This is a genomic window from Lysobacter cavernae (genome assembly GCF_042648505.1).
Lineage (GTDB): Bacteria > Pseudomonadota > Gammaproteobacteria > Xanthomonadales > Xanthomonadaceae > Lysobacter_L > Lysobacter_L cavernae.
In genome coordinates this window covers 775,056-794,858 of the sequence record NZ_JBHRXK010000001.1, presented here as the reverse complement: position 1 = coordinate 794,858, position 19,803 = coordinate 775,056, and the positions used below count along the sequence as shown (strand labels likewise).

Annotated in this window: 10 protein-coding genes; all 10 read left to right on the top strand. The window is 66.7% G+C overall.

Going from position 1 to position 19,803, the window contains the following annotated elements; all coding sequences use genetic code 11:
• The first annotated feature begins 5 nt into the window (after window positions 1–5).
• The 10 genes from ACFOLC_RS03420 to pheS all read left to right on the top strand — a co-directional run bounded on the left by ACFOLC_RS03420 (window position 6) and on the right by pheS (window position 19,726).
• Window positions 6–3,629 carry a protein kinase domain-containing protein gene (locus ACFOLC_RS03420; protein ID WP_386757516.1) on the top strand — a complete coding sequence of 1,208 codons (3,624 nt, stop codon included), beginning with the start codon at window positions 6–8 and terminating at the stop codon, window positions 3,627–3,629.
• On the top strand, window positions 3,626–4,078 hold the full coding sequence (locus ACFOLC_RS03415) for a hypothetical protein (protein WP_386757514.1): 453 nt from the start codon (window positions 3,626–3,628) through the stop codon (window positions 4,076–4,078). The genes ACFOLC_RS03420 and ACFOLC_RS03415 overlap by 4 nt, the downstream gene beginning before the upstream one ends.
• A complete protein-coding gene (locus ACFOLC_RS03410; RefSeq protein ID WP_386757963.1) occupies window positions 4,075–5,769 on the top strand; it encodes a ShlB/FhaC/HecB family hemolysin secretion/activation protein in 1,695 nt (564 codons plus the stop codon). Before ACFOLC_RS03415 ends, ACFOLC_RS03410 begins: the two co-directional genes overlap by 4 nt.
• Window positions 5,770–5,780: 11 nt before the next feature.
• On the top strand, window positions 5,781–13,673 hold the full coding sequence (locus tag ACFOLC_RS03405; RefSeq protein ID WP_386757512.1) for a filamentous hemagglutinin N-terminal domain-containing protein: 7,893 nt from the start codon (window positions 5,781–5,783) through the stop codon (window positions 13,671–13,673).
• 68 nt (window positions 13,674–13,741) lie between these two features.
• Window positions 13,742–14,794 carry a type VI secretion system protein TssA gene (gene tssA, locus ACFOLC_RS03400; protein WP_386757510.1) on the top strand — a complete coding sequence of 351 codons (1,053 nt, stop codon included), beginning with the start codon at window positions 13,742–13,744 and terminating at the stop codon, window positions 14,792–14,794.
• A gap of 420 nt (window positions 14,795–15,214) precedes the next feature.
• Entirely contained in the window at window positions 15,215–17,131 is a 1,917-nt protein-coding gene (gene thrS / locus ACFOLC_RS03395) for a threonine--tRNA ligase (protein ID WP_386757508.1), read from the top strand.
• Between the two features lie 45 nt (window positions 17,132–17,176).
• The gene (gene infC / locus ACFOLC_RS03390) at window positions 17,177–17,725 is read left to right on the top strand and encodes a translation initiation factor IF-3 (RefSeq protein WP_386757506.1); all 549 of its coding nucleotides are present in this window, start codon (window positions 17,177–17,179) and stop codon (window positions 17,723–17,725) included.
• 274 nt (window positions 17,726–17,999) lie between these two features.
• Entirely contained in the window at window positions 18,000–18,197 is a 198-nt protein-coding gene (gene rpmI, locus ACFOLC_RS03385) for a 50S ribosomal protein L35 (protein ID WP_027083463.1), read from the top strand.
• Window positions 18,198–18,209: 12 nt separating this feature from the next.
• Complete coding sequence (rplT, locus tag ACFOLC_RS03380) at window positions 18,210–18,569, top strand: 50S ribosomal protein L20 (protein ID WP_386757504.1); 360 nt, start codon at window positions 18,210–18,212, stop codon at window positions 18,567–18,569.
• A gap of 146 nt (window positions 18,570–18,715) precedes the next feature.
• The gene (gene pheS, locus ACFOLC_RS03375) at window positions 18,716–19,726 is read left to right on the top strand and encodes a phenylalanine--tRNA ligase subunit alpha (protein WP_386757502.1); all 1,011 of its coding nucleotides are present in this window, start codon (window positions 18,716–18,718) and stop codon (window positions 19,724–19,726) included.
• Window positions 19,727–19,803 lie beyond the last annotated feature (77 nt).

Below are 19,803 nucleotides of genomic sequence, written 5' to 3'. Positions count from 1 at the left end.
ACCGCGTGCATGAAGACACTTCCACCGTCGTCGAGCTGTTCGCTGCGATGCACAGCGGCAGCCTGGACCTGAACGCCGTGCTCGACGAACTGGGCAAGCGCAGCACCCTGCCGGAGGCCGAATACCAGGCTGGGGTCGAAACTCTGTGGAAGCTGCAGCAGCAGCACCTGATTGACGACGATACCGTCACCACGCTGGTGACCCGGCTCGATGCATTGCGCCGGGAAGCGCCTGCAACATCGGCTGCGGTAATCGACGACGACGCCACCGTGGTGATGCCGCGCCGCCCACCGCCGTCACCCAGTGCCGAAGACGACGCCACCCGCGTGCAACCGGCGATGCCATTGCCTGGCCACGGTGTCGATGCCACCGGACCGACCGGAACCACGGGCGTCACCGGCACCGTCGACAGCGACAGTCGCGCCGGTTGGCAACGCCTGGCGACGGCGGCCGGTGGCGACTACGCCAGCGTCGGCACATTGCTGAAGGGGCGGTTCTATCTGCAGCGCGAACTCGGTCGTGGCGGTATGGGCGTGGTCTATCTCGCGCGCGACGAACGCAAGGTCGAAGCGCGCGACCGCGATCCGTGGCTGGCGGTGAAGGTGCTCAGTGACGAGTTCCGTCGCCATCCCGATTCGCTGGTAGCGCTGCAGCGCGAGTCGCGCCGCTCGCAGAAGCTGGCGCACGACAACATCGTGCGCGTCTACGATTTCGACAAAGACGGCACCGTGGTCTTCATGACCATGGAGTTCATCGACGGCTGCGACCTGAAGACGCTGATCCGCGAGCAGGCCTACAACGGCATGCCACTGGCGCGCGCGCGCCCGTTGATCGAAGGCATGGCGCGCGCATTGGCGCGCGCGCACGCGGCCGGCGTGGTGCATTCGGACTTCAAGCCCGGCAACGTGATGGTCACCCGCGACGGCGTGACCAAGGTGTTCGACTTCGGCATCGCCCGCGCCGGCAAGCATGCCGCCGACGCCTCCGGCGAGCAGACCGTGTTCGACGCGGCCACGCTCGGTGCGTTGACCCCGGCCTATGCCAGCCTGGAAATGATCCGCGGCCAGGAGCCCGGCGCCGCCGACGACATCTATGCACTGGGCTGCGTGTGTTTCGAACTGCTGACCGGCAAGCATCCCTTCGACAAGCTCAGTGCCGAAGTGGCGTTGCGCGAAGGGCGCACGCCGCCGCCGGTGCCGGGGTTGACCAAGCGCCAGTACCAGACCCTGTGCGCGGCGGTGGCATTCCCCGCCGAGCAGCGCCTGTCCAAGGTCGAGGCGTTGCTCGAGGGGCTGCGCGAGGTGCCGCTGCGCGAACGCGCGTTGCCTCTGCTCGGCTACGGCACCGCGGCACTGGTGCTGCTCGGCCTCGGCGGCTGGGGCGCATCGCGCTACCTGCACCAGCGTCACCTGGCCCAGGTCACCGCACGCTTCGGTGCCGACGATCCGCAGCGTTACGTCGACGAGACCCAGGCGCTGCAGGCGCTGTCCAGTCTCGACGACGACGATCGCCGGCGCCTGCTGGTGGATCGTGGTGACCTGATCCAGGACTTCCTGCTGCGCCGCCTGGACGGATTGTGGAGTCCGTCCAGCAACCGTTATGACTATCGTGGCGCGCTGCAGGTGTTCGCACTGCGCGATCGCCTGCGCCTGTACTCGCCGCTGCTCGATACGCGGCGTCAGTCCATGGAGCGCGAGAAGAACGAACGCCTCAACGCGCTCGACACCACGCTCAACCGGCAGATCGCGGCCGGCGTGATCTTCAGTGGCCCGGCCGACAACGCGGTGGCGACGCTGCAACAGATCCGCGCGATTGATCCAACCAGCGCCTTGCTGCGTCACCCTGAGCTGGAGTTGCGCTACGACGCGGCGGTGGACGAGGCGATGGCGGCGGGCCGGATGGACACGGCGCGCGACCGCCTGGCCCAGGCGCGCACGGTGTACCCCGATTCGCTGCGCCTGCAGGTGCGCGATGCGCAGTTGGCCGTCGCCGAGCGCCAGGCACAGCCGACCGCGACTGGCGCAGCGGTGCCACACGATGCGCAACAGGCGCGACAGGTGCTCGCTGCGCGGCTGGCCGAGCCCAGTGCCGAGCCGGACTGGCAGGACCAGGTAGCTGCGGCGCTGGCCGTGCTGCCGGCTGCCGAGCGCCGCGTCCAGGCCGATGCAGTGGCCGTGGCGGTGGCCGCCGTGGTGGCGCCGCTGAACGAACCGGCACAACTTCCGCGCGCGCAGACACTGGTCGATTTCGGTCTGCGACAGGCGCCTGCGGCGCCGGCGTTGCTCGCCCAGCGCGATCGGCTGCAGGGGGCGCAGGAGCAGTTGCAGGCGCTTCTGGCGAAGCAGAGCGCCGATGCCGAAGTCGCGTCGCGGATCGAATCGATGCGCCACGCCGCCGCCGCCAACGACCTGGGCAAGGCACGCGATGCACTGGCGCGGATCCGCACGCTGCAACCGGGGAATGCGTTCCTGTCCAAGGAAGGGCCGCAACTGCTGGCCGGCATCTACCTGGGCAATGCCGATCGCGCGTTCGATCAGGGCCGTTATCGCGAGGCAGCCGAGCTGCTCGGCCAAGGCAGTTCAGTGCTGGGCGATCGCGCCGATCTGCGTGCCGCGCGTGCGCGCTACGAAGTCGCCGCCGCGGTGATGGCGACGCCGCAATTGCTGCCGACGGCAGAGCGCCAGCAACTCGGCCAGCGCCTGGATGCGTTGTATCGCAGTGACGCGCAGGCCATGGCGCGACTGGAAGCGGATCTGAAGGCCAGCGGTCGACTGCCCGAAGGCAGCCTGGCCGCGCGGTTGCGCCAGCCAGGCAGCGACACGATGCCGGCGACCGCGGTAACGCCGTCGGCACCGGGCGCATCCGCGCCAGCGGGCACGGGCAAGTCGGCCGCCAACACGGGCACAGGCGCCAAATCACCTGCGGTCACGAGTGGCCGCAGTGCCAACGCACCTGCCCCCAGCGCCGATGACGAACCGTTGCCGCCAGTACCGACCGGTCCCGACCCCTGCGGCGTCGCGGCGCCCGGCCGCGGCAAGGCCTGCTTCGACACCATCGGCCAACAGCGCGGGCCCATGCTGGTGGTGGTGCCGGGCGTCGGCGGCGGCAAACCCTATGCGATGTCGCGCGGGGAAGTAGCGGTGTCCGACTTCAACCTGTTCTGCCAGGCGACCGGAAAATGCACCGCGCAACCGGCCGGTGATGCGGAGCTGGCTCGCGCCCCGGTGCGCAACATCAGTTTGACCCAGGCCAAGGCTTACCTGCGTTGGCTGACGATCGGCAGCGGCGGCTGGCGTTACCGCTTGCCCTCGGATGCCGAATGGCAGCATGCCGTGCGTGCCGGCGCCGAGTGGCGCCAGGCCTTGGACAGCAACTGCGTGCCGCCCACCGCCAGCGCCGGCGATGCCGCGCGCGCGCCGGTCTCGGTGCGCGGGCGCGAGTCCAATCCCTGGGGGTTGATCAATGCCACCGGCAATGTCTGGGAGTGGGTGTCCAGCGGCGGCGGTGTGCAGGCACGCGGCGGCAGCTACGCCAGTTACTGGTCCGACTGCACGGTGCAGGCGAGGCGTGCCGACAACGGTTCGGCGCAGCCGGATGTGGGCCTGCGCGTGCTGCGGGAACTGCAATGAGCGACGTCCAGCACCCGGCCAACGCGCAGTTGCACGCGCTCGGCGAGGCGTACCAGCACGGCCGCATCGGCCGCGACGAATACCGCGCGCGCCGGCGCGACCTGCTGGCCGCGGTGCGCGGAGGGCAGGGCGTGACGCATCGCAATGCGATCCGGCCGGTGCCGTCGCCGGCTCCAGCACGACCGGGGCCACCGCCAACGCGCCAAGCCACGTCGCAGGCATGGCGTCGGCGTCTTGTTTTCGTCGTGCTGGTGATTGTGACGGTCCTCGCGGTTTTCTTGCTATTGTCCGCAAGCCCGACGCCGCCTGCCGGCGGTCGTCCGGTCAATGTCATCCCCAGCGCTGCTAACCACCAGCCCATTGCCGTCGCAACGACGGTGTTGGCGGCAGCGCACGGAGGCGACGCACGGCAGGGAACCGTTTCAGGGGAAATCGACGAATGCGTATGACGTGTCTGGCCGCGGCCGTGTCCGTGTGGCTTGCCGCCGCTCCGGCGTGGGCGCAGGAGGACGTTGCCGCCGGCAATGACGTGGCGACGAGGGAATCCGCGCAGGGCGTGCCGGCCGTGAAGGACCGCGACAGCAGCACCGCGACCTTGCAGGTGCGCGGCTTCCGCGTCAGTGATGTCGGCGAGCACCCGCAGGCCGGCATCACGCCCGCGACGATGCAGGCACTGGTCGATGCGCAGTTCCAGACGCTGGCGCAGGGCCAGCCGGTGGCTGCGCTGAGCTTCGAGCAGTTGCAGGCGGTGGCCGATATCGTGACCCGCACCTACCGGCTGGCCGGCTTCATCGTCAGCACCGCCTACCTGCCGGTGCAGACGCCAGGCCCGGATCAGTTGATTGAGATCCGCGTGCTCGAAGGCCGTATCGGCCAGGTCGAGGTCAAGGGCGCATCGCGCTATCGCAGCGGCACCCTGGCGGCGCCGTTGCAGCAATTGAACGGACAACCGCTGCGCAAGCAGGAGGTGGACAGTGCGCTGTTGTACCTGCGCGACCTGCCGGGCGTGTCGGTGTCGTCGGTGCTGCAGCCGGGCCGGAACGCCGGCGAAACCGACATCCTGCTGGTCGCCACCGAGGCCCCGCGCGGGTACGCGATCAGCCTGGGCGGCAACAACTACGGCACCGAGACGACCGGCCGCTACCGCGCCGAAGTCGGCCTGCTGTGGAACAGTCCGCTCGGCCTGGGCGACCGGTTCTCGGCCAGTTACGCCTATGCCATGGACCCGCAGCAGAGCCAGCTCGGTGCGCTGTCCTACGCGCTGCCGTTGCCGGCCGTGCCCGGGTTCAGCGGCGTCATCGGCGCCAGCCGCAGCGAGCTGGAAGTGCACCGCGGCGTGTTCTCGCGGCTCGACCTGCAAGGCCCGACCTCGGTGTTCTACGCCGGTGCCGACTGGAAGTTCGTCAACCGCGAGAACCTGCAGTGGCAGGCGACGGCGCGCTACCTCAACGAGCAGTCGCGGCTCAGTGCGCTGGGCATGCAGTTGTCCAACCAGAAATTCGATGCCGCCGAGCTGGGCGCATCGATGCGCCACACCGACCTGCGCTGGCGCGGCGTCAACCTGCTGCAGCTGAGCGTGCGGCAGTCGTTGCAGGACAACTCGGCAACGCCGGACCTGGTCAGCCCCGAGCACGACAGCCACTTCACCGTCGCGCGCCTGGCCTATACCCGCATGCAGTACCTGGCGCGCACCCAGCGCCTGTACTTCAGGTTCAACGGGCAATACACCGATGACGCGCTGACCCCGATGGAGCAGTTCGCGGTGGGCGGGCCGGACAGCGTGCGCGCCTATCCGGTGTCCGATGCGCTCGGCGACCTGGGTTACTACACCGCGCTGGAATACCACGTCGATGCGCCCGGCTTTGCCGACAAGGCCTCGCCCTTCAACGGCCGGCCCTGGCGCGAGGTGCTGGAGCTGAGTGTGTTTGCCGACCACGCCCGTGTCTACCCGGCCGCAGGCAACCGCCTGTTCGCGCCGTCGGTGACCACGTTCGACGGCGTCGGCGTCGGCGGCAGCTTCCGCCTGCCGCAGTTCAAGGGGTTCGAGCTGCAGTTCAGCATTGCCAAGCCGACCGGGAGCCGCGAGGCGACCGACGGCCGCGATGTCCGCTTCTATTCGCGCTTCGGCTTCGTCTTTTGAGGGATACGCGCATGCACACCCACGTCCTCACGGCGCAGGCCGCCCACCGTTCGCAGCGCCTGTCGCCACGGCCCACGCACCTGGCCCTGGCGTTGGCCGCCGCAATCGTCGCCCTGGCACCGGGCGCGGCGCTGGCCCAGGCCGTGCCCACGCTGCCGGTCGGCAGCGGCGTCCCCGTGTACGGCGTTGGATCGGTCAGCTCCGACGGCAGCACCGTCATGACCATCAAGCAGACCTCGGATCGGATGGTGATGAACTGGCAGTCCTTCGACGTCGGCCAGTTTGCGCGAGTGGATTTCGAGCAGCCCGGGACCAACGCGGCAGTGCTCAATCTGGTCCACGGCGGCATCCTCAGCCAGATCAACGGCACCCTCACGGCCGATGGCCAGGTGTTCCTGCTCAACCCCGCGGGTGTGATCTTCGGCAGCGACGCGCAGATATCCGTCGCCGGCCTGGTCGCCAGCACGCTGGGCACCGACCCGGTCGAGTTCATGGCGGGCACCTACCGCTTCGACGCCGGCGGCGCGGTGGCGGAAGTGCTCAATCGCGGCTCAATCGCGGCGGCCGCAGGCGGCGTCACCCTGGTCGGCGGCAGCGTGGTCAATCAGGGCCTGATCCAGGCCACCGCCGGCAACATCAACCTGGTCGGCGCCGATGCCGTCACCCTCAGCTTCGAGAGCGGCGGCTTCAGTGTCGTCATCGACAAGGCGCTGCAGAGCAAGCTGGCCAGTGTGGCCATCAACAATACCGGCAGCCTCATTGCGCCCGGACGCGTCATCACCCTGCAGGCCAGCGCAGCGCAGGGCGTGTTCGACAACCTGATCAACCTCGGCGGCACCGTTCGCGCCAACGGGATTCTGCCCGGCGACAACGACGGCAGCGTTGCGCTTATCGCACATGGTGCCGGCCAGCTGGCCGTGGGCGGCGGCGGCGGCATCAATGTGGACAGCGGCAGCATCAGCTTCAGCACTGACCAGTCGGTGCAGCAGACCGGTGCCTACACCGTCGGCAGCCTGGGCGGCACCATCGGTGGCGATGCCAGCTTCAGCAACAGTGGCAATCGGATCGCTGCGCTCGACAGCCTGGACGTGTCCGGCAATCTGGCGTTGAGCAACGCCATCGACCTGGCCCAGACCGGTGCGCTGTCGGTTGGCGGAACCAGCAACTTCAATCTGGCCAGTCACGCGCTCACCCTGACCAACGCCGGCAACGACTTCCAGGGTGCGGTCAACCTGACCGGCGGCAACACCCAGATCGCCGACAGCAATGCCCTGACGCTGGGTACGGTGCAAACCGGAAACCTGACCGCAACCAGCGCCGGTGCGTTGAACCTGGGCAGCGGCACCGTTGCCGGTGCGTTGAATGCGAACAGCAACAACGGTGCGATTGGCCAGAACGGCGCGCTGACGGTGACGGGCACGAGCCGCATCGATGCAGGCTCGGGTGCGATCACCTTGGCCAACGCCGGCAATGATTTCGGCGGAGCAGCCAGCCTTTCCGGCAACGGCATCTCGCTGGTCGACAGCAACGACCTGGAGATCGCGGCACTCAACAACGACAGCAATACCGCGGTGTCGCTGATCGCCGATGGCTCGTTGCTGTTGCCAACGTCGGCGATCGCCACCGGCAGCAGCGACCTGACCCTGGTGGCGCGCAACGGCATGCTGGGCATGAACGGTGCCTTGAGCGGCCGCAACCTCAGCCTGACCGGTGGCAACGGCCTGAACCTCAACGGTGATGTCGTCGCGAGCGGCAACCTGGCCCTGACGACTAGCAATGCCGCTATCGTCCAGCTGGCGGGGGGCGTGACGGTCGGCGGTACCAGCGCCATCGATGCCGGCGCCGGCGCGATCACCCTGACCAACTTAGGTAACGATTTCCTCGGCACGGTCAATCTGGCCGGTGGCAACACCCAGATCGTCGACAGCAACGCCCTGACGCTGGGCACCGTGCAAACCGGAAGCCTGACCGCAAGTGCCAGCACGCTGAACCTCGGCAGCGGCACCGTGGCGGGTGTGCTGAATGCGAACGGCAATAACGGTGTGATAGGCCAAAGTGGCGCGCTGACGGTAGTGGGCACGAGCAATCTCAATGCCGGCACGGGCGCGATCAACCTGGCCAACGCTGGCAATGATTTCCAGGGCGCAGTCAGCCTGATCGGCGGCAACACGCAGGTCGTCGATGGCAATGCGCTGGCACTGGGCGCGGTCGCAACCGGAAATCTGTCTGCAACCAGCACCGGCGCGTTGAACCTCGGCAGCGGCGCCGTCGCGGGTGCGTTGAATGCGGCCAGCAATAACGGCGCGATCAGCCAGAGTGGCGCGCTGTCGGTGGCGGGCACGAGCCATATCAATGCCGGCACGGGCGCGATTACGCTGGTCAACGCCGGCAACGATTTCCAGGGCGTGGTCAATGTGGCCGGTGGCAACACGCAGGTCGTCGACAACAGCGCCCTGACGCTGGGCGCGGTGCAAACCGGAAACCTGACTGCAACCAGCACCGGAGCGTTGAACCTCGGTACCGGCACTATCGCGGGGGCATTGAATGCGGCCAGCCATAACGGTGCGATCGGCCAAAGTGGCGCGCTGACGGTCGCGGGCACGAGCCGCATCGACGCCGGTACCGGCGCGATTACCCTGGCCAACACCGGAAACGACTTCCGGGGCGCGGTCAGCTTGGCCGGTGGCAATACGCAGCTCGTCGACAGCAACGCGTTGATGCTCGGCACGGTGGCAACTGGTAGCCTCGATGCGACCAGCGCCGCAGCGTTGAACCTCGGCAGCGGCACCGTCGCGGGTGCCTTGAATGCAGCCAGCAATAACGGCGCGATCGGCCAAAGCGGCGCGCTGACGGTCGCGGGCACGAGCCGCATCGACGCCGGCACCGGCGCGATTACCCTGGCCAACACCGGCAACGACTTCCGGGGCGCGGTCAGCTTGGCCGGTGGCAATACGCAGCTCGTCGACAGCAACGCGTTGACGCTCGGCACGGTGGCAATTGGTAGCCTCGATGCGACCAGCGCCGCAGCGTTGAACCTCGGCAGCGGCACCGTTGCGGGTGCGTTGAATGCGACCAGCCATAACGGCGCGATCGGCCAAAGTGGCGCGCTGACGGTGGTGGGTGCGAGCCATATCAATGCAGGCACGGGCGCGATCACCCTGGCCAACGCCGGCAACGATTTCCAGGGCACGATCAATCTGGCCGGCGGCAACACGCAGGTCGTCGATAGCAACGCACTGACGCTGGGCGCACTGGCAACTGGAAATCTGGCTGCAACCAGCACCGGAGCGTTGAGCCTCGGCAGCGGCACCGTTGCGGGTGCGTTGAACGCGACCAGCAATAACGGCGCGATCGGCCAAAGTGGCGCGTTGACGGTGGTGGGTGCGAGCCACATCAATGCAGGCACGGGTGCGATCACCCTGACCAACGCCGGCAATGATTTTCAGGACACAGTCAGCCTGATCGGCGGCAACATGCAGGTCGTCGATGGCAATGCGCTGGCACTGGGCGCGGTCGCAACCGGCAATCTGTCTGCAACCAGCACCGGCGCGTTGAACCTCGGCAGCGGCGCCGTCGCGGGTGCGTTGAATACGGCCAGCAATAACGGCGCGATCAGCCAGAGTGGCGCGCTGTCGGTGACGGGCACGAGCCATATCAATGCCGGCACGGGCGCGATTACGCTGGTCAACGCCGGCAACGACTTCCGGGGCGCGGTCAGCTTGGCCGGTGGCAATACGCAGCTCGTCGACAGCAACGCGTTGACGCTCGGCACGGTGGCAATTGGTAGCCTCGATGCGACCAGCGCCGCAGCGTTGAACCTCGGCAGCGGCACCGTTGCGGGTGCGTTGAATGCGACCAGCCATAACGGCGCGATCGGCCAAAGTGGCGCGCTGACGGTGGTGGGTGCGAGCCATATCAATGCAGGCACGGGCGCGATCACCCTGGCCAACGCCGGCAACGATTTCCAGGGCACGATCAATCTGGCCGGCGGCAACACGCAGGTCGTCGATAGCAACGCACTGACGCTGGGCGCACTGGCAACTGGAAATCTGGCTGCAACCAGCACCGGAGCGTTGAGCCTCGGCAGCGGCACCGTTGCGGGTGCGTTGAACGCAACCAGTAATAATGGCGCAATCGACCAGAATGGTGCGTTGTCGGTCGTGGGCGCGAGCCGCATCGACGCCGGCACCGGCGCGATCACGCTGGCCAACGCCGGAAACGATTTCCAAGGCGCGGTCAGCCTGAGCGGTGGCGCCACTCAGGTCGTTGACAGCAATGCGTTGACGCTGGGCACGGTCGCGACCGGCGACCTCAGCGCCACCAGCACCGGCTCGCTGAACCTCGGCAGCGGCAGCGTTGCGGGTGTGTTGAATGCCGCCAGCCATAACGGCGCGATCGGCCAGAGCGGTGCGTTGTCGGTCGCGGGCGCGAGCAACGTCGATGCCGGAAACGGCGTGATCACGCTGGCCAATGTCGGCAACGATTTCCAGGGCGCGGTCAGCCTGAACGGTGGTGCTACGCAAATCGTCGATGTAAATGCCTTGACGCTCGGTGCGATGGCAACCGGCGACTTCAGCGCAACCAGCACTGGTGTGTTGAACCTCGGCAACGGCATCGTGGCGGGTGCGCTGAATGCGAACAGCAATAACGGCGCGATCGGCCAAAGCGGCGCGCTGACGGTGGTGGGTGCGAGCCACATCAATGCGGGCACGGGCGCGATCACCCTGACCAACGCCGGCAACGATTTCCAGGGCACGGTCAATCTGGCCGGTGGCAACACGCACGTCGTCGATAGCAACGCACTCACGCTCGGCACGGTGGCAACCGGAAATCTGGCTGCGACCAGCACTGGCGCGCTCAACCTCGGCAGCGGCACCGTTGCGGAGGTGTTGAATGCGACCAGCAACAACGGCGCGATCGGCCAGAGCGGTGCGCTGACGGTCTCTGGTGCGAGCAACCTCAATGCCGGCGCGGGCGCCATCACCCTGACCAACGCCGGTAACGACTTCAATGGCGCGGTCAGCCTGAGCGGTGGCGCCACGCAGATCGTTGATAGCAACTCATTGACGCTCGGTGCGGTTGTGACCGGCGACCTCAGCGCCACCGGCACCGGCGCGCTGAACCTCGGCAGCGGCACTGTCAACGGCACGTTGGATGCAACCAGCAATAACGGCGCGATCGGCCAGACCGGTGCGTTGTCGATTTCAGGCACGAGCAGCATCAACGCCGGAAGTGGCGCCATGACCCTGGACAACGCCGGTAATGATTTCGGCGGAGCGGCCAGCGTTACCGGCAACGGCATCCGGCTGACCGATCGCAACGACCTGGTGGTCGCAACGCTCAACAACGGCAACAACGCCGAGGTGTCGCTGATCGCCGATCGTTCGTTGATTCTGCCGGTAACCCCGATCGCCACCGGTGGCGACCTGACCCTGATTGCGCGCCAAGGCACACTGGGCGTGCGTGGCGCGCTGAGCGGCAACAACCTCACCCTGGCCGGTGGCGGTGGCCTGAGCCTCGACCACGACGTCACTGCGGCCGGCAATCTGGCACTGACGAGCGCCGATGCCGCCATCGTCCAGCAGGCGGGGGTGCTGACGGTCGGTGGTAACAGCACCCTCGACGCCGGCAGTGGCGCGATCACGCTGACCAACGCCGGCAATCATTTCGCCGGTGCGGTGAACATCCGCGGTGGTGCGGTCAACCTGCGCGACAGCGGCGCCCTGACGCTGGGCACGCTGACGGCCGGCAGCCTGACGGTCGACAGCACCGGCGCATTGAACCTCGGCAACGGCACCGTCAACGGCACCTTGAGCGCGACCAGCTACAACGGCGCGATCGGCCAGAACGGCGCGTTGTCGGTCAGTGGTGCGAGCAGTGTCAATGCCGGTACGGATACGATCACCCTGACAAATGCCGGCAACGATTTCCAGGGCGCGGTAAGCCTAAGCGGCGACAACACGCAGATCGTCGACAGCAACGCCCTGACGCTCGGTACGGTGGCGACCGGCGACCTCGACGCAACCAGCGCCGGCGCGCTGAACCTCGGCTATGGCACCGTCGACGGCACCTTGAATGCGACCAGCCACAACGGCGCGATCGGCCAGAACGGCGCGTTGTCGGTAACAGGCGCAAGCAGCATCAATGCGGGCACGGGTGCGATCACCCTGACCAATGCCGGCAACGATTTCCAGGACGTGGTCGGCCTGAGCGGTGACAGCAGCCACATCCGCGATGCGAATGCGCTCACCCTGGGCGCGCTGGCCACCGGTTCGTTGAATGTCGCCAGCGACGGCGCCTTGAATCTGGGACAGGGCACGGTCGCCGGTGACCTGCGCTCCGACAGTGGCGGCACAGTGAGCCAACGCGGCGCGTTGAACGTCAGTGGCAGTTCAACGATCAACAGCGGCGGCGCGGCGATCGTCCTGGCCGACGCCGGCAACGACTTCGGCAGCGCGTTGAACCTCAATGGCGGCAGCGTCACGGTGCGCGACCGCAATGCGTTGATTCTGGGCAACCTGGCGGTGGGGGCGCTGACCGTCACCAGTGACGGCGCACTGTCCCTGGGTCAAGGCAGCATCGGCGGCGATCTGGTCGGTCGCAGTGACGGAGGCGCCGCCGGCGCGGGCGCTGGTAGTGGTTCCCGAATCGGTGCGGCCAGCGTCACCACACAGGCCTTGAGTGGTGGCGACATCACCCAGGGCGGCGCACTGAGCGTCGTCGGTAGCAGCACGCTCGAGGCCGGTACTGGCTCGATCGTGCTGGACAACGCCGGCAACGATTTCCAGGGCGTGCTGCAGGCCAATGGCGGCAACGTCACCATCGTCGACCGCAATGATCTAGCAGTGATGGCGCAGGCCAGCGGTGCCTTGGCGCTGAGCGCCGCGGGCAACCTGGACATGGTCGGCGCATTGAGTGGCGGCAATATTGCATTGAGCAGCGGCAGTGATCTGATCCTGGACCACGACGTTGCCAGCGCCGGCAGCTTGCAGCTGAGCAGTGGCGGCACGATCACCCAAAGTGCCGGCACGCTGACCGCGGCACAACTGCGCGGCAGCGCTGGTGGTACCGCCACGCTGACCGGCGACAACGCAATCGCCGCTCTGGGTGATTTCAGCGCTTCGCAGCTGAGCCTGCGCACGTTGGGAGACCTGGCCGTGAATGGCGCGGTCGCGGTCGACGGTGCAATGCGCCTGAGCGCAGGCGGCAGCCTCGCAATCGACGGTGCGATCGGCGGCACAAACCTCTGGCTGCAGGCCGAAGGTAATCTCAGTGAAGGCAATGACGGTCGCATTACCGCCGATACGTTGAGCGGCAGCGTCGGTGGTCGCACGCAACTGGGCGGCCGCGATCAGGTTATCGACAACCGCATCGGCACGCTGGGCGACTTTGCGTCGCCGGGTGGGTTCAGCCTGAGCAACGGCCAGAGCCTGACCCTGGCCTCGCTCAACGGCAGCGCCTACACCGTCAACGCCGGCACCGCGCCGCTGTACCTTTCGGTGCGTGGTGACCTGCTGCAGCACGGCACCACCTGGCTGTACAACGGCGCCGGCGTGTACTCGGCCAGTGGGCGTATCGGCACAGCCGCCAATCCGATCTACGTGACCGGCGTCAACAACCAGACCGTGGCCGCGATCGGCGTGCCGCCGGCGTACTTCTACGCATTCACCGCCGACGGCGCGCTGCTCGGCATCGACGGCGAATCCGGCATGAACGTGCCGGCCTCGGCCTTCGCCAGCCGCGCGCAGAGCTCAAGCAACCGCACCATTGCCTTCGTCGACCTCAGTGCGGCCAATGCCAACTACCGTGCCTTCGGGCTGGTCCAGCCCGGCATCCGTCTGCCGGCCGACCAACTGCCGGCCTGCGACATCGATGACCCGGATGCCGACTGTGAGCAGGATTGAGCCATGCCGTCGATCCTCTTTTCCGGCGCAGTCCCGCTGCGCCGGTCGTTACTGTGGGAGCTAGCCCGATGACCGCCGAGCACACCGTCGATTCCCTGTTGACACCGATTGCTGACGATGCGCCATCGGGTCCGGATCTCGAATACGACGCCGAGTTCTTGGCACTGGATCGTGCCGCGGCGAACAAGGCCGAACGCGCGGTCGGCGACAGCGTGATCGCCGCCGAGGAGCCGGACTGGGAGAAGGTGCAATCGCTCGCGCTGGCACTGTTCCGGCGCACCCACGACCTGCGCGTGGCGACGCACCTGTGCGCGGCCTGGCTGCGCCTGCGGGGCGTGGCTGGCTGGGCCGACGGTCTCGCCCTGATCCATGCACTGCTGGCCGAGCGCTGGGACAGCGTGCGCCCGCAGTTGGATGCCGAAGACGATGACGACCCGACTGCACGCGTGAACGCCGTGGCCAGTCTGGGCGATCCGCTGGGCCTGCTGGGTGCGCTGCGCGTCGCGCCGTTCGTGCAATCGCCGCGGCTGGGCCGGTTCAGCCTGCGCGACCTGCGCGTGGCCAACGGCACATTGAAACTGGCTGCGGACAGCGAGGGCGCGGCCTCGCTGGCGGAGATCGAAGCCTGCTGCCTGGATTGCCCGCAGGCGGCACTGGACGAAACCGTCGCTGCGGTGCGACTGGCCATGCGGCGTGCAGGCGAGATCGACGCGCTGTTTGCCGAGCGCATCGGCACCGCGGGACCGGACCTGAAAGCGCTGCTGGGTGATCTGCGCGACCTGGAGCGATTCCTGTTGCCGCATTGGACTGCGCGTAATGGGGGCGTCGACTCGGATGCCGCCAACGATGCCGAGGGCACACCGACTGGCGAGGACAACGGTGGCGCCGGTGTGGGCAAGGCGGCCGGCAATGGCCGCATAGCCGGCCCCGATGACGTGATGCGTCGGCTCGATGAGATCTGCGCTTACTACGCCAGCCACGAACCTTCCAGCCCGGTGCCGATGCTGCTGCAACGTGCCAAGCGTCTGGTCGGTCGGGATTTCATGGAGCTGCTGAAGGACCTGGCGCCGGGCGGAATCGAGGAACTCCAACGCGTCACCGGCAGCCCGGACAACGGATGATCAGGACCCTGCTGGCGCCGAAAAGCCGCAAAAACCTGCCAAACTGCCCGCGCCGGGCATCATGCGCGACGGTATTAGCGGGATAGGGGCGCAGGCTCAAACCCTGCACCGTGCGCCTGATGTGGCTCACGGCCGGGTCTGCCCGGCCGTTTAGTACCGGTGCCCGACGCGGCGTTGACTTGGCCGGCCCGGGCCCCAAAATATCCACAAACCAGCCCGGCCGCCGGCCGAGTCAGTCAAAGAGGCCTGAGGTGACCCGCGGCATTCCGCCGGTCGAGCGTGCGACATGAGCACTACCATTCTCCACCGCTGAACGCCGACGACGCCTCCTGATGACGGCGCCGCGGCGCCGTTTTCGTTTCCGCATTCCGCCCCGATGCCAAGCCGCGCTCCCTGCGCGCCAGCCTGATAGTCAACGCAATGATCGCCATTACCCTCCCCGACGGCAGCCGCCGTGAATTCGAACAGCCCGTCAGTGTCGCCGAGGTTGCCGCCTCGATCGGTGCCGGCCTGGCCAAGGCCTCGCTGGCCGGCAAGGTCGACGGCCAACTGGTCGACACCAGCTTCCGCATCGACCACGACGCCTCGCTCGAGATCGTCACCGACAAGCACCCCGATGCGCTCGATGTGCTGCGCCACTCCACCGCGCACCTGCTGGCCCAGGCCGTGCAGCGCCTGTTCCCCGGCGCGCAGGTCACCATCGGCCCGGTCATCGACAATGGCTTCTATTACGACTTCGCCTACGAGCGCCCGTTTACGCCGGAAGACCTGCCGGCGATCGAGGCCGAGATGCTCAAGATCGTCAAGGAGGCCCTGCCGGTCTCGCGCAGCGTGAAGTCGCGTGACGAGGCGGTGGCGTTCTTCAAGGGCGTGGGCGAGGCCTACAAGGCCGAGATCATCCAGTCGATCCCGGCCAGCGAAGACCTGTCGCTGTACTCGCAGGGGGAGTTCACCGATCTGTGCCGTGGCCCGCATGTGCCGGGCACCGACAAACTGCGCGCGTTCAAGCTGATGAAGGTGGCCGGCGCCTACTGGCGCGGCGACAGCAACAACCAGATGCTCAGCCGCATCTACGGCACCGCCTGGCTCAACGACAAGGACCTCAAGACCTACCTCACGATGCTTGAGGAAGCCGAGAAGCGCGACCACCGGAAGATCGCCAAGCAGCAGGACCTGTTCCACCTGCAGGAAGAGGCGCCGGGCCTGATCTTCTGGCATCCCAAGGGCTGGTCGATCTGGCAGGTGGTCGAGCAGTACATGCGCAAGGTGTACCGCGACACCGGCTACGGCGAGGTGCGCTGCCCGCAGATCCTCGATGTGTCGCTGTGGAAGAAGTCCGGCCACTGGGACAACTACCAGGAGAACATGTTCTTCACCGAGTCGGAGAAGCGCACCTACGCGCTCAAGCCGATGAATTGCCCGGGCCACGTGCAGGTGTTCAACCAGGGCCTGCACAGCTACCGCGACCTGCCTATCCGCTATGGCGAATTCGGCGCCTGTCATCGCAATGAGCCGTCCGGCGCGCTGCACGGCATCCTGCGCGTGCGCGGTTTCACACAGGATGACGGCCACATCTTCTGCACCGAGGAGCAGATCGAGGCCGAGGTCAGTGCGTTCCACCAGCAAGCGCTGGCGGTGTACTCGGCGTTCGGCTTCAGTGGCGCTTCCAACGAGCATGTCCAGATCAAGATCGCGCTTCGTCCCGAATCGCGTCTGGGCGACGACGCCACCTGGGACAAGGCCGAGGACGCGCTGCGTTCGGCCCTGAGCTCGGCCGGCGTGGAATGGGAGGAGCTGCCGGGCGAGGGCGCCTTCTACGGTCCCAAGATCGAGTACCACCTCAAGGACGCGATCGGCCGCACCTGGCAGTTGGGCACGATGCAGGTCGACTTCATGATGCCGGCCCGCCTGGGCGCCGAATACGTCGACGAACACAGCCAGAAACGGCATCCGGTGATGCTGCACCGGGCCATCGTCGGCTCGATGGAGCGTTTCATCGGCATTCTGATCGAGCACCACGCCGGCCAGTTCCCGGCCTGGCTGGCCCCTATTCAGGCCGTGGTGATGAACATCACGGACGCCCAGGCGGATTACGTGGCGGAAGTGCGGAAATCCCTTGCAAATCAAGGTTTCCGGGTCGACGCCGATTTGCGGAACGAGAAGATCGGCTATAAGATTCGCGAGCACACGCTTCAGCGCGTGCCCTACCTGCTGGTGGTCGGAGACCGCGAGAAGGAAAATGGCATGGTCGCCGTGCGCACACGGGGAGGGGAGGATCTGGGGACGATGACCGTCGCCGAATTCGCCTCGCGTTTGCGCAGTGAGGGCGTCCAGTAACGCCTGCAGCCTGTTTCAACGACTCCGGCCGCCCCTGCGGCCGGCATGATCCACACCGGAGATTGCAACATCAGCACCCCCGAAAAACCGAATCGCAAGAACCAGGAAATCCGCGTCCCGCGCGTCCGCGTCATCGGCAGCGATGGCGAGATGATCGGCGTGCTGACGCGCGATGAAGCGCTGAGCATGGCCCAGGACGAGGGCTTGGACCTTGTCGAGATCCAGCCCAACGCCGATCCGCCGGTCTGCCGCGTCATGGACTTCGGCAAGTTCAAGTTCGAGGCCCAGAAAAAGGCCAACCTGGCCAAGAAGAAGACCAAGCAGGTCGAGATCAAGGAACTCAAGTTCCGGCCGGTGACCGACGAAGGCGACTACCAGATCAAGCTGCGCAACATGCGCCGGTTCCTGGAAGAGGGCGACAAGGTCAAGGTCAACATCCGTTTCCGTGGCCGTGAGATGAGCCATCAGGAGCTGGGCCGTGAGATGGCGGCGCGGATCGAGGCCGATCTGGGCGAGGACATCGTGATCGAGTCGCGGCCGCGCCTGGAAGGCCGGCAGATGGTCATGATGATCGCGCCGAAGAAGAAGATGTAAGCCCGCCCGGCCCTTTGCGGGCCGGGACAGCGCGGGGCCCTACGGGCCGAAGCTGCTGATTTTCAAAGAAAAGATTGCAAGCCCGGCGAGCAGCCCGCATACTATGCGGCCCGGTTCGCCGGGCTTGTTGTATGCAAGATCAGGACCCGTTGCTGATTCCTATACGGATCAACGACTTACAAGCCGGCAAGGGCAGGACGGAAAGCGTGGCGCTTGCGTGTTTCGCAAGGGTCGCCGCCCAGGCCAGTGACTAAACCTCCGAAAGGACATCGCAATGCCCAAGATCAAGACCAATCGGGCGGCGGCCAAGCGCTTCCGGAAGACTGCTTCCGGCAAGTACAAGTGCGGCCACGCCAACAAGAGCCACATCCTCACCAAGAAAGCGACCAAGCGGAAGCGCAACCTGCGGCAGACGAACCATGTTCGTGCCGAGGACGCGGGCCGTCTGGACCGCATGCTTCCGTATTTGTGAGGAGACTGAACAATGGCACGAGTTAAGCGTGGTGTTACGGCGCGTCGCCGTCACAAGAAAATCCTGAAGCAGGCCAAGGGCTACTATCACGCCCGCCGCAAGGTCTTCCGCGTCGCCAAGCAGGCGGTGACGAAGGCCCTGCAGTACGCCTACATCGGTCGCAAGCAGAAGAAGCGCAATTTCCGTTCGCTGTGGATCACCCGCATCAACGCGGCGGCCCGCATCAACGGTCTGAGCTACAGCCGTTTCATGAACGGCCTGCTCAAGGCCGGCATCACCCTCGACCGCAAGGTGCTGGCGGACATCGCCGTGCACGACGCGACGGGTTTTGCGGCGCTGGCAGAGAAGGCGAAGAGCGCGCTCGCGGCGTAAGTTTGTCGATCCGGTTAGCGCAGCCCGTTTGCCGGGCCGCGTGGATCGCACAACGAAGTACACGCATGGGGAAGGGCGCAAGTCCTTCCCCATGTTTCGTTTCAGGCTCCTGAATTCCAGAAACTCCCTTGCGGTGAACCAGTCGGATGAGTGATATCGAATCCCTGACCAGTCAGGCGCTGGCGCAGATCGAGGCGGCGGGCTCGCCCGAGGCGATCGAAATGCTGCGCGTTTCCCTGCTCGGCAAGCACGGCAGCGTCACAGCGCAGCTCAAGCAGCTTGGCGCATTGCCGCCGGAGCAGCGCAAGAGCGCCGGCGAAGCGATCAACCAGGCGCGCGACGTGCTCACGGTCGCCTTGGCCGAACGCAAGACGACGCTGGACGATGCCGTCCTCGACGCGCGTCTGGCCTCGGAAACCCTGGACGTCACCCTGCCGGGCATCGACGCCGCGCGCGGTGGCCTGCATCCGGTCAGCCGTACCCTCGAACGCATCGCCGACATTTTCGGCCGGCTTGGCTTTGAACTCGCTGACGGTCCCGAGATCGAGGACGACTGGCACAACTTCGAGGCGCTGAACTTCCCGCCGCACCACCCGGCGCGCGCGATGCACGACACCTTCTACTTTGGCGATGGCCGCCTGCTGCGCACCCACACCTCGGGCGTGCAGGTGCGCTACATGAAGGACGCCGTCGCCATTCAGAGCGGACCGCCGCTGCGCATGATCGCGGCCGGCAAGGTCTACCGCAGCGACAGCGACCAGACCCACACGCCGATGTTCCACCAGGTCGAAGGCCTGCTGGTCGACGAGCACGCCAGCTTCGCCGATCTCAAGGGCACGCTGGCCGAGTTCGTCCGCGCGTTCTTTGAACGTGACTTCGAGATGCGCTTCCGCCCGAGCTACTTCCCCTTCACCGAGCCCTCGGCCGAGGTCGACATCGCCTGGCAGCAGCCCGACGGTTCGACGCGCTGGCTGGAAGTGCTCGGCTGCGGCATGGTCCACCCGAACGTGCTGCGCAACGTCGGCATCGATCCTGAGAAGTACACCGGCTACGCGTTCGGCCTGGGCGTCGAGCGCTTCGCGATGTTGCGTTACGGCGTCGATGACCTGCGCAGTTTCTTCGAGAACGACGTGCGGTTTCTGAAGCAGTTCGCATGAAGGCCGGGAATCGGGAATCGAGAGTCGGGAATCGCCAAAGCAGCGACGGCGATTCGGGTTCCGCTTTTCCGACTCCC

Excerpts from the sequence above, each read along its gene's own strand:
- ACFOLC_RS03415 (WP_386757514.1), top strand. The coding sequence starts at position 3,626 with ATGAGCGACGTCCAGCACCCGGCCAACGCGCAGTTGCACGCGCTCGGC.
- ACFOLC_RS03410 (WP_386757963.1), top strand. The coding sequence starts at position 4,075 with ATGACGTGTCTGGCCGCGGCCGTGTCCGTGTGGCTTGCCGCCGCTCCG.
- ACFOLC_RS03405 (WP_386757512.1), top strand. The coding sequence starts at position 5,781 with ATGCACACCCACGTCCTCACGGCGCAGGCCGCCCACCGTTCGCAGCGC.
- tssA (WP_386757510.1), top strand. The coding sequence starts at position 13,742 with ATGACCGCCGAGCACACCGTCGATTCCCTGTTGACACCGATTGCTGAC.
- thrS (WP_386757508.1), top strand. The coding sequence starts at position 15,215 with ATGATCGCCATTACCCTCCCCGACGGCAGCCGCCGTGAATTCGAACAG.
- infC (WP_386757506.1), top strand. The coding sequence starts at position 17,177 with ATGATCCACACCGGAGATTGCAACATCAGCACCCCCGAAAAACCGAAT.
- rpmI (WP_027083463.1), top strand. The coding sequence starts at position 18,000 with ATGCCCAAGATCAAGACCAATCGGGCGGCGGCCAAGCGCTTCCGGAAG.
- rplT (WP_386757504.1), top strand. The coding sequence starts at position 18,210 with ATGGCACGAGTTAAGCGTGGTGTTACGGCGCGTCGCCGTCACAAGAAA.
- pheS (WP_386757502.1), top strand. The coding sequence starts at position 18,716 with ATGAGTGATATCGAATCCCTGACCAGTCAGGCGCTGGCGCAGATCGAG.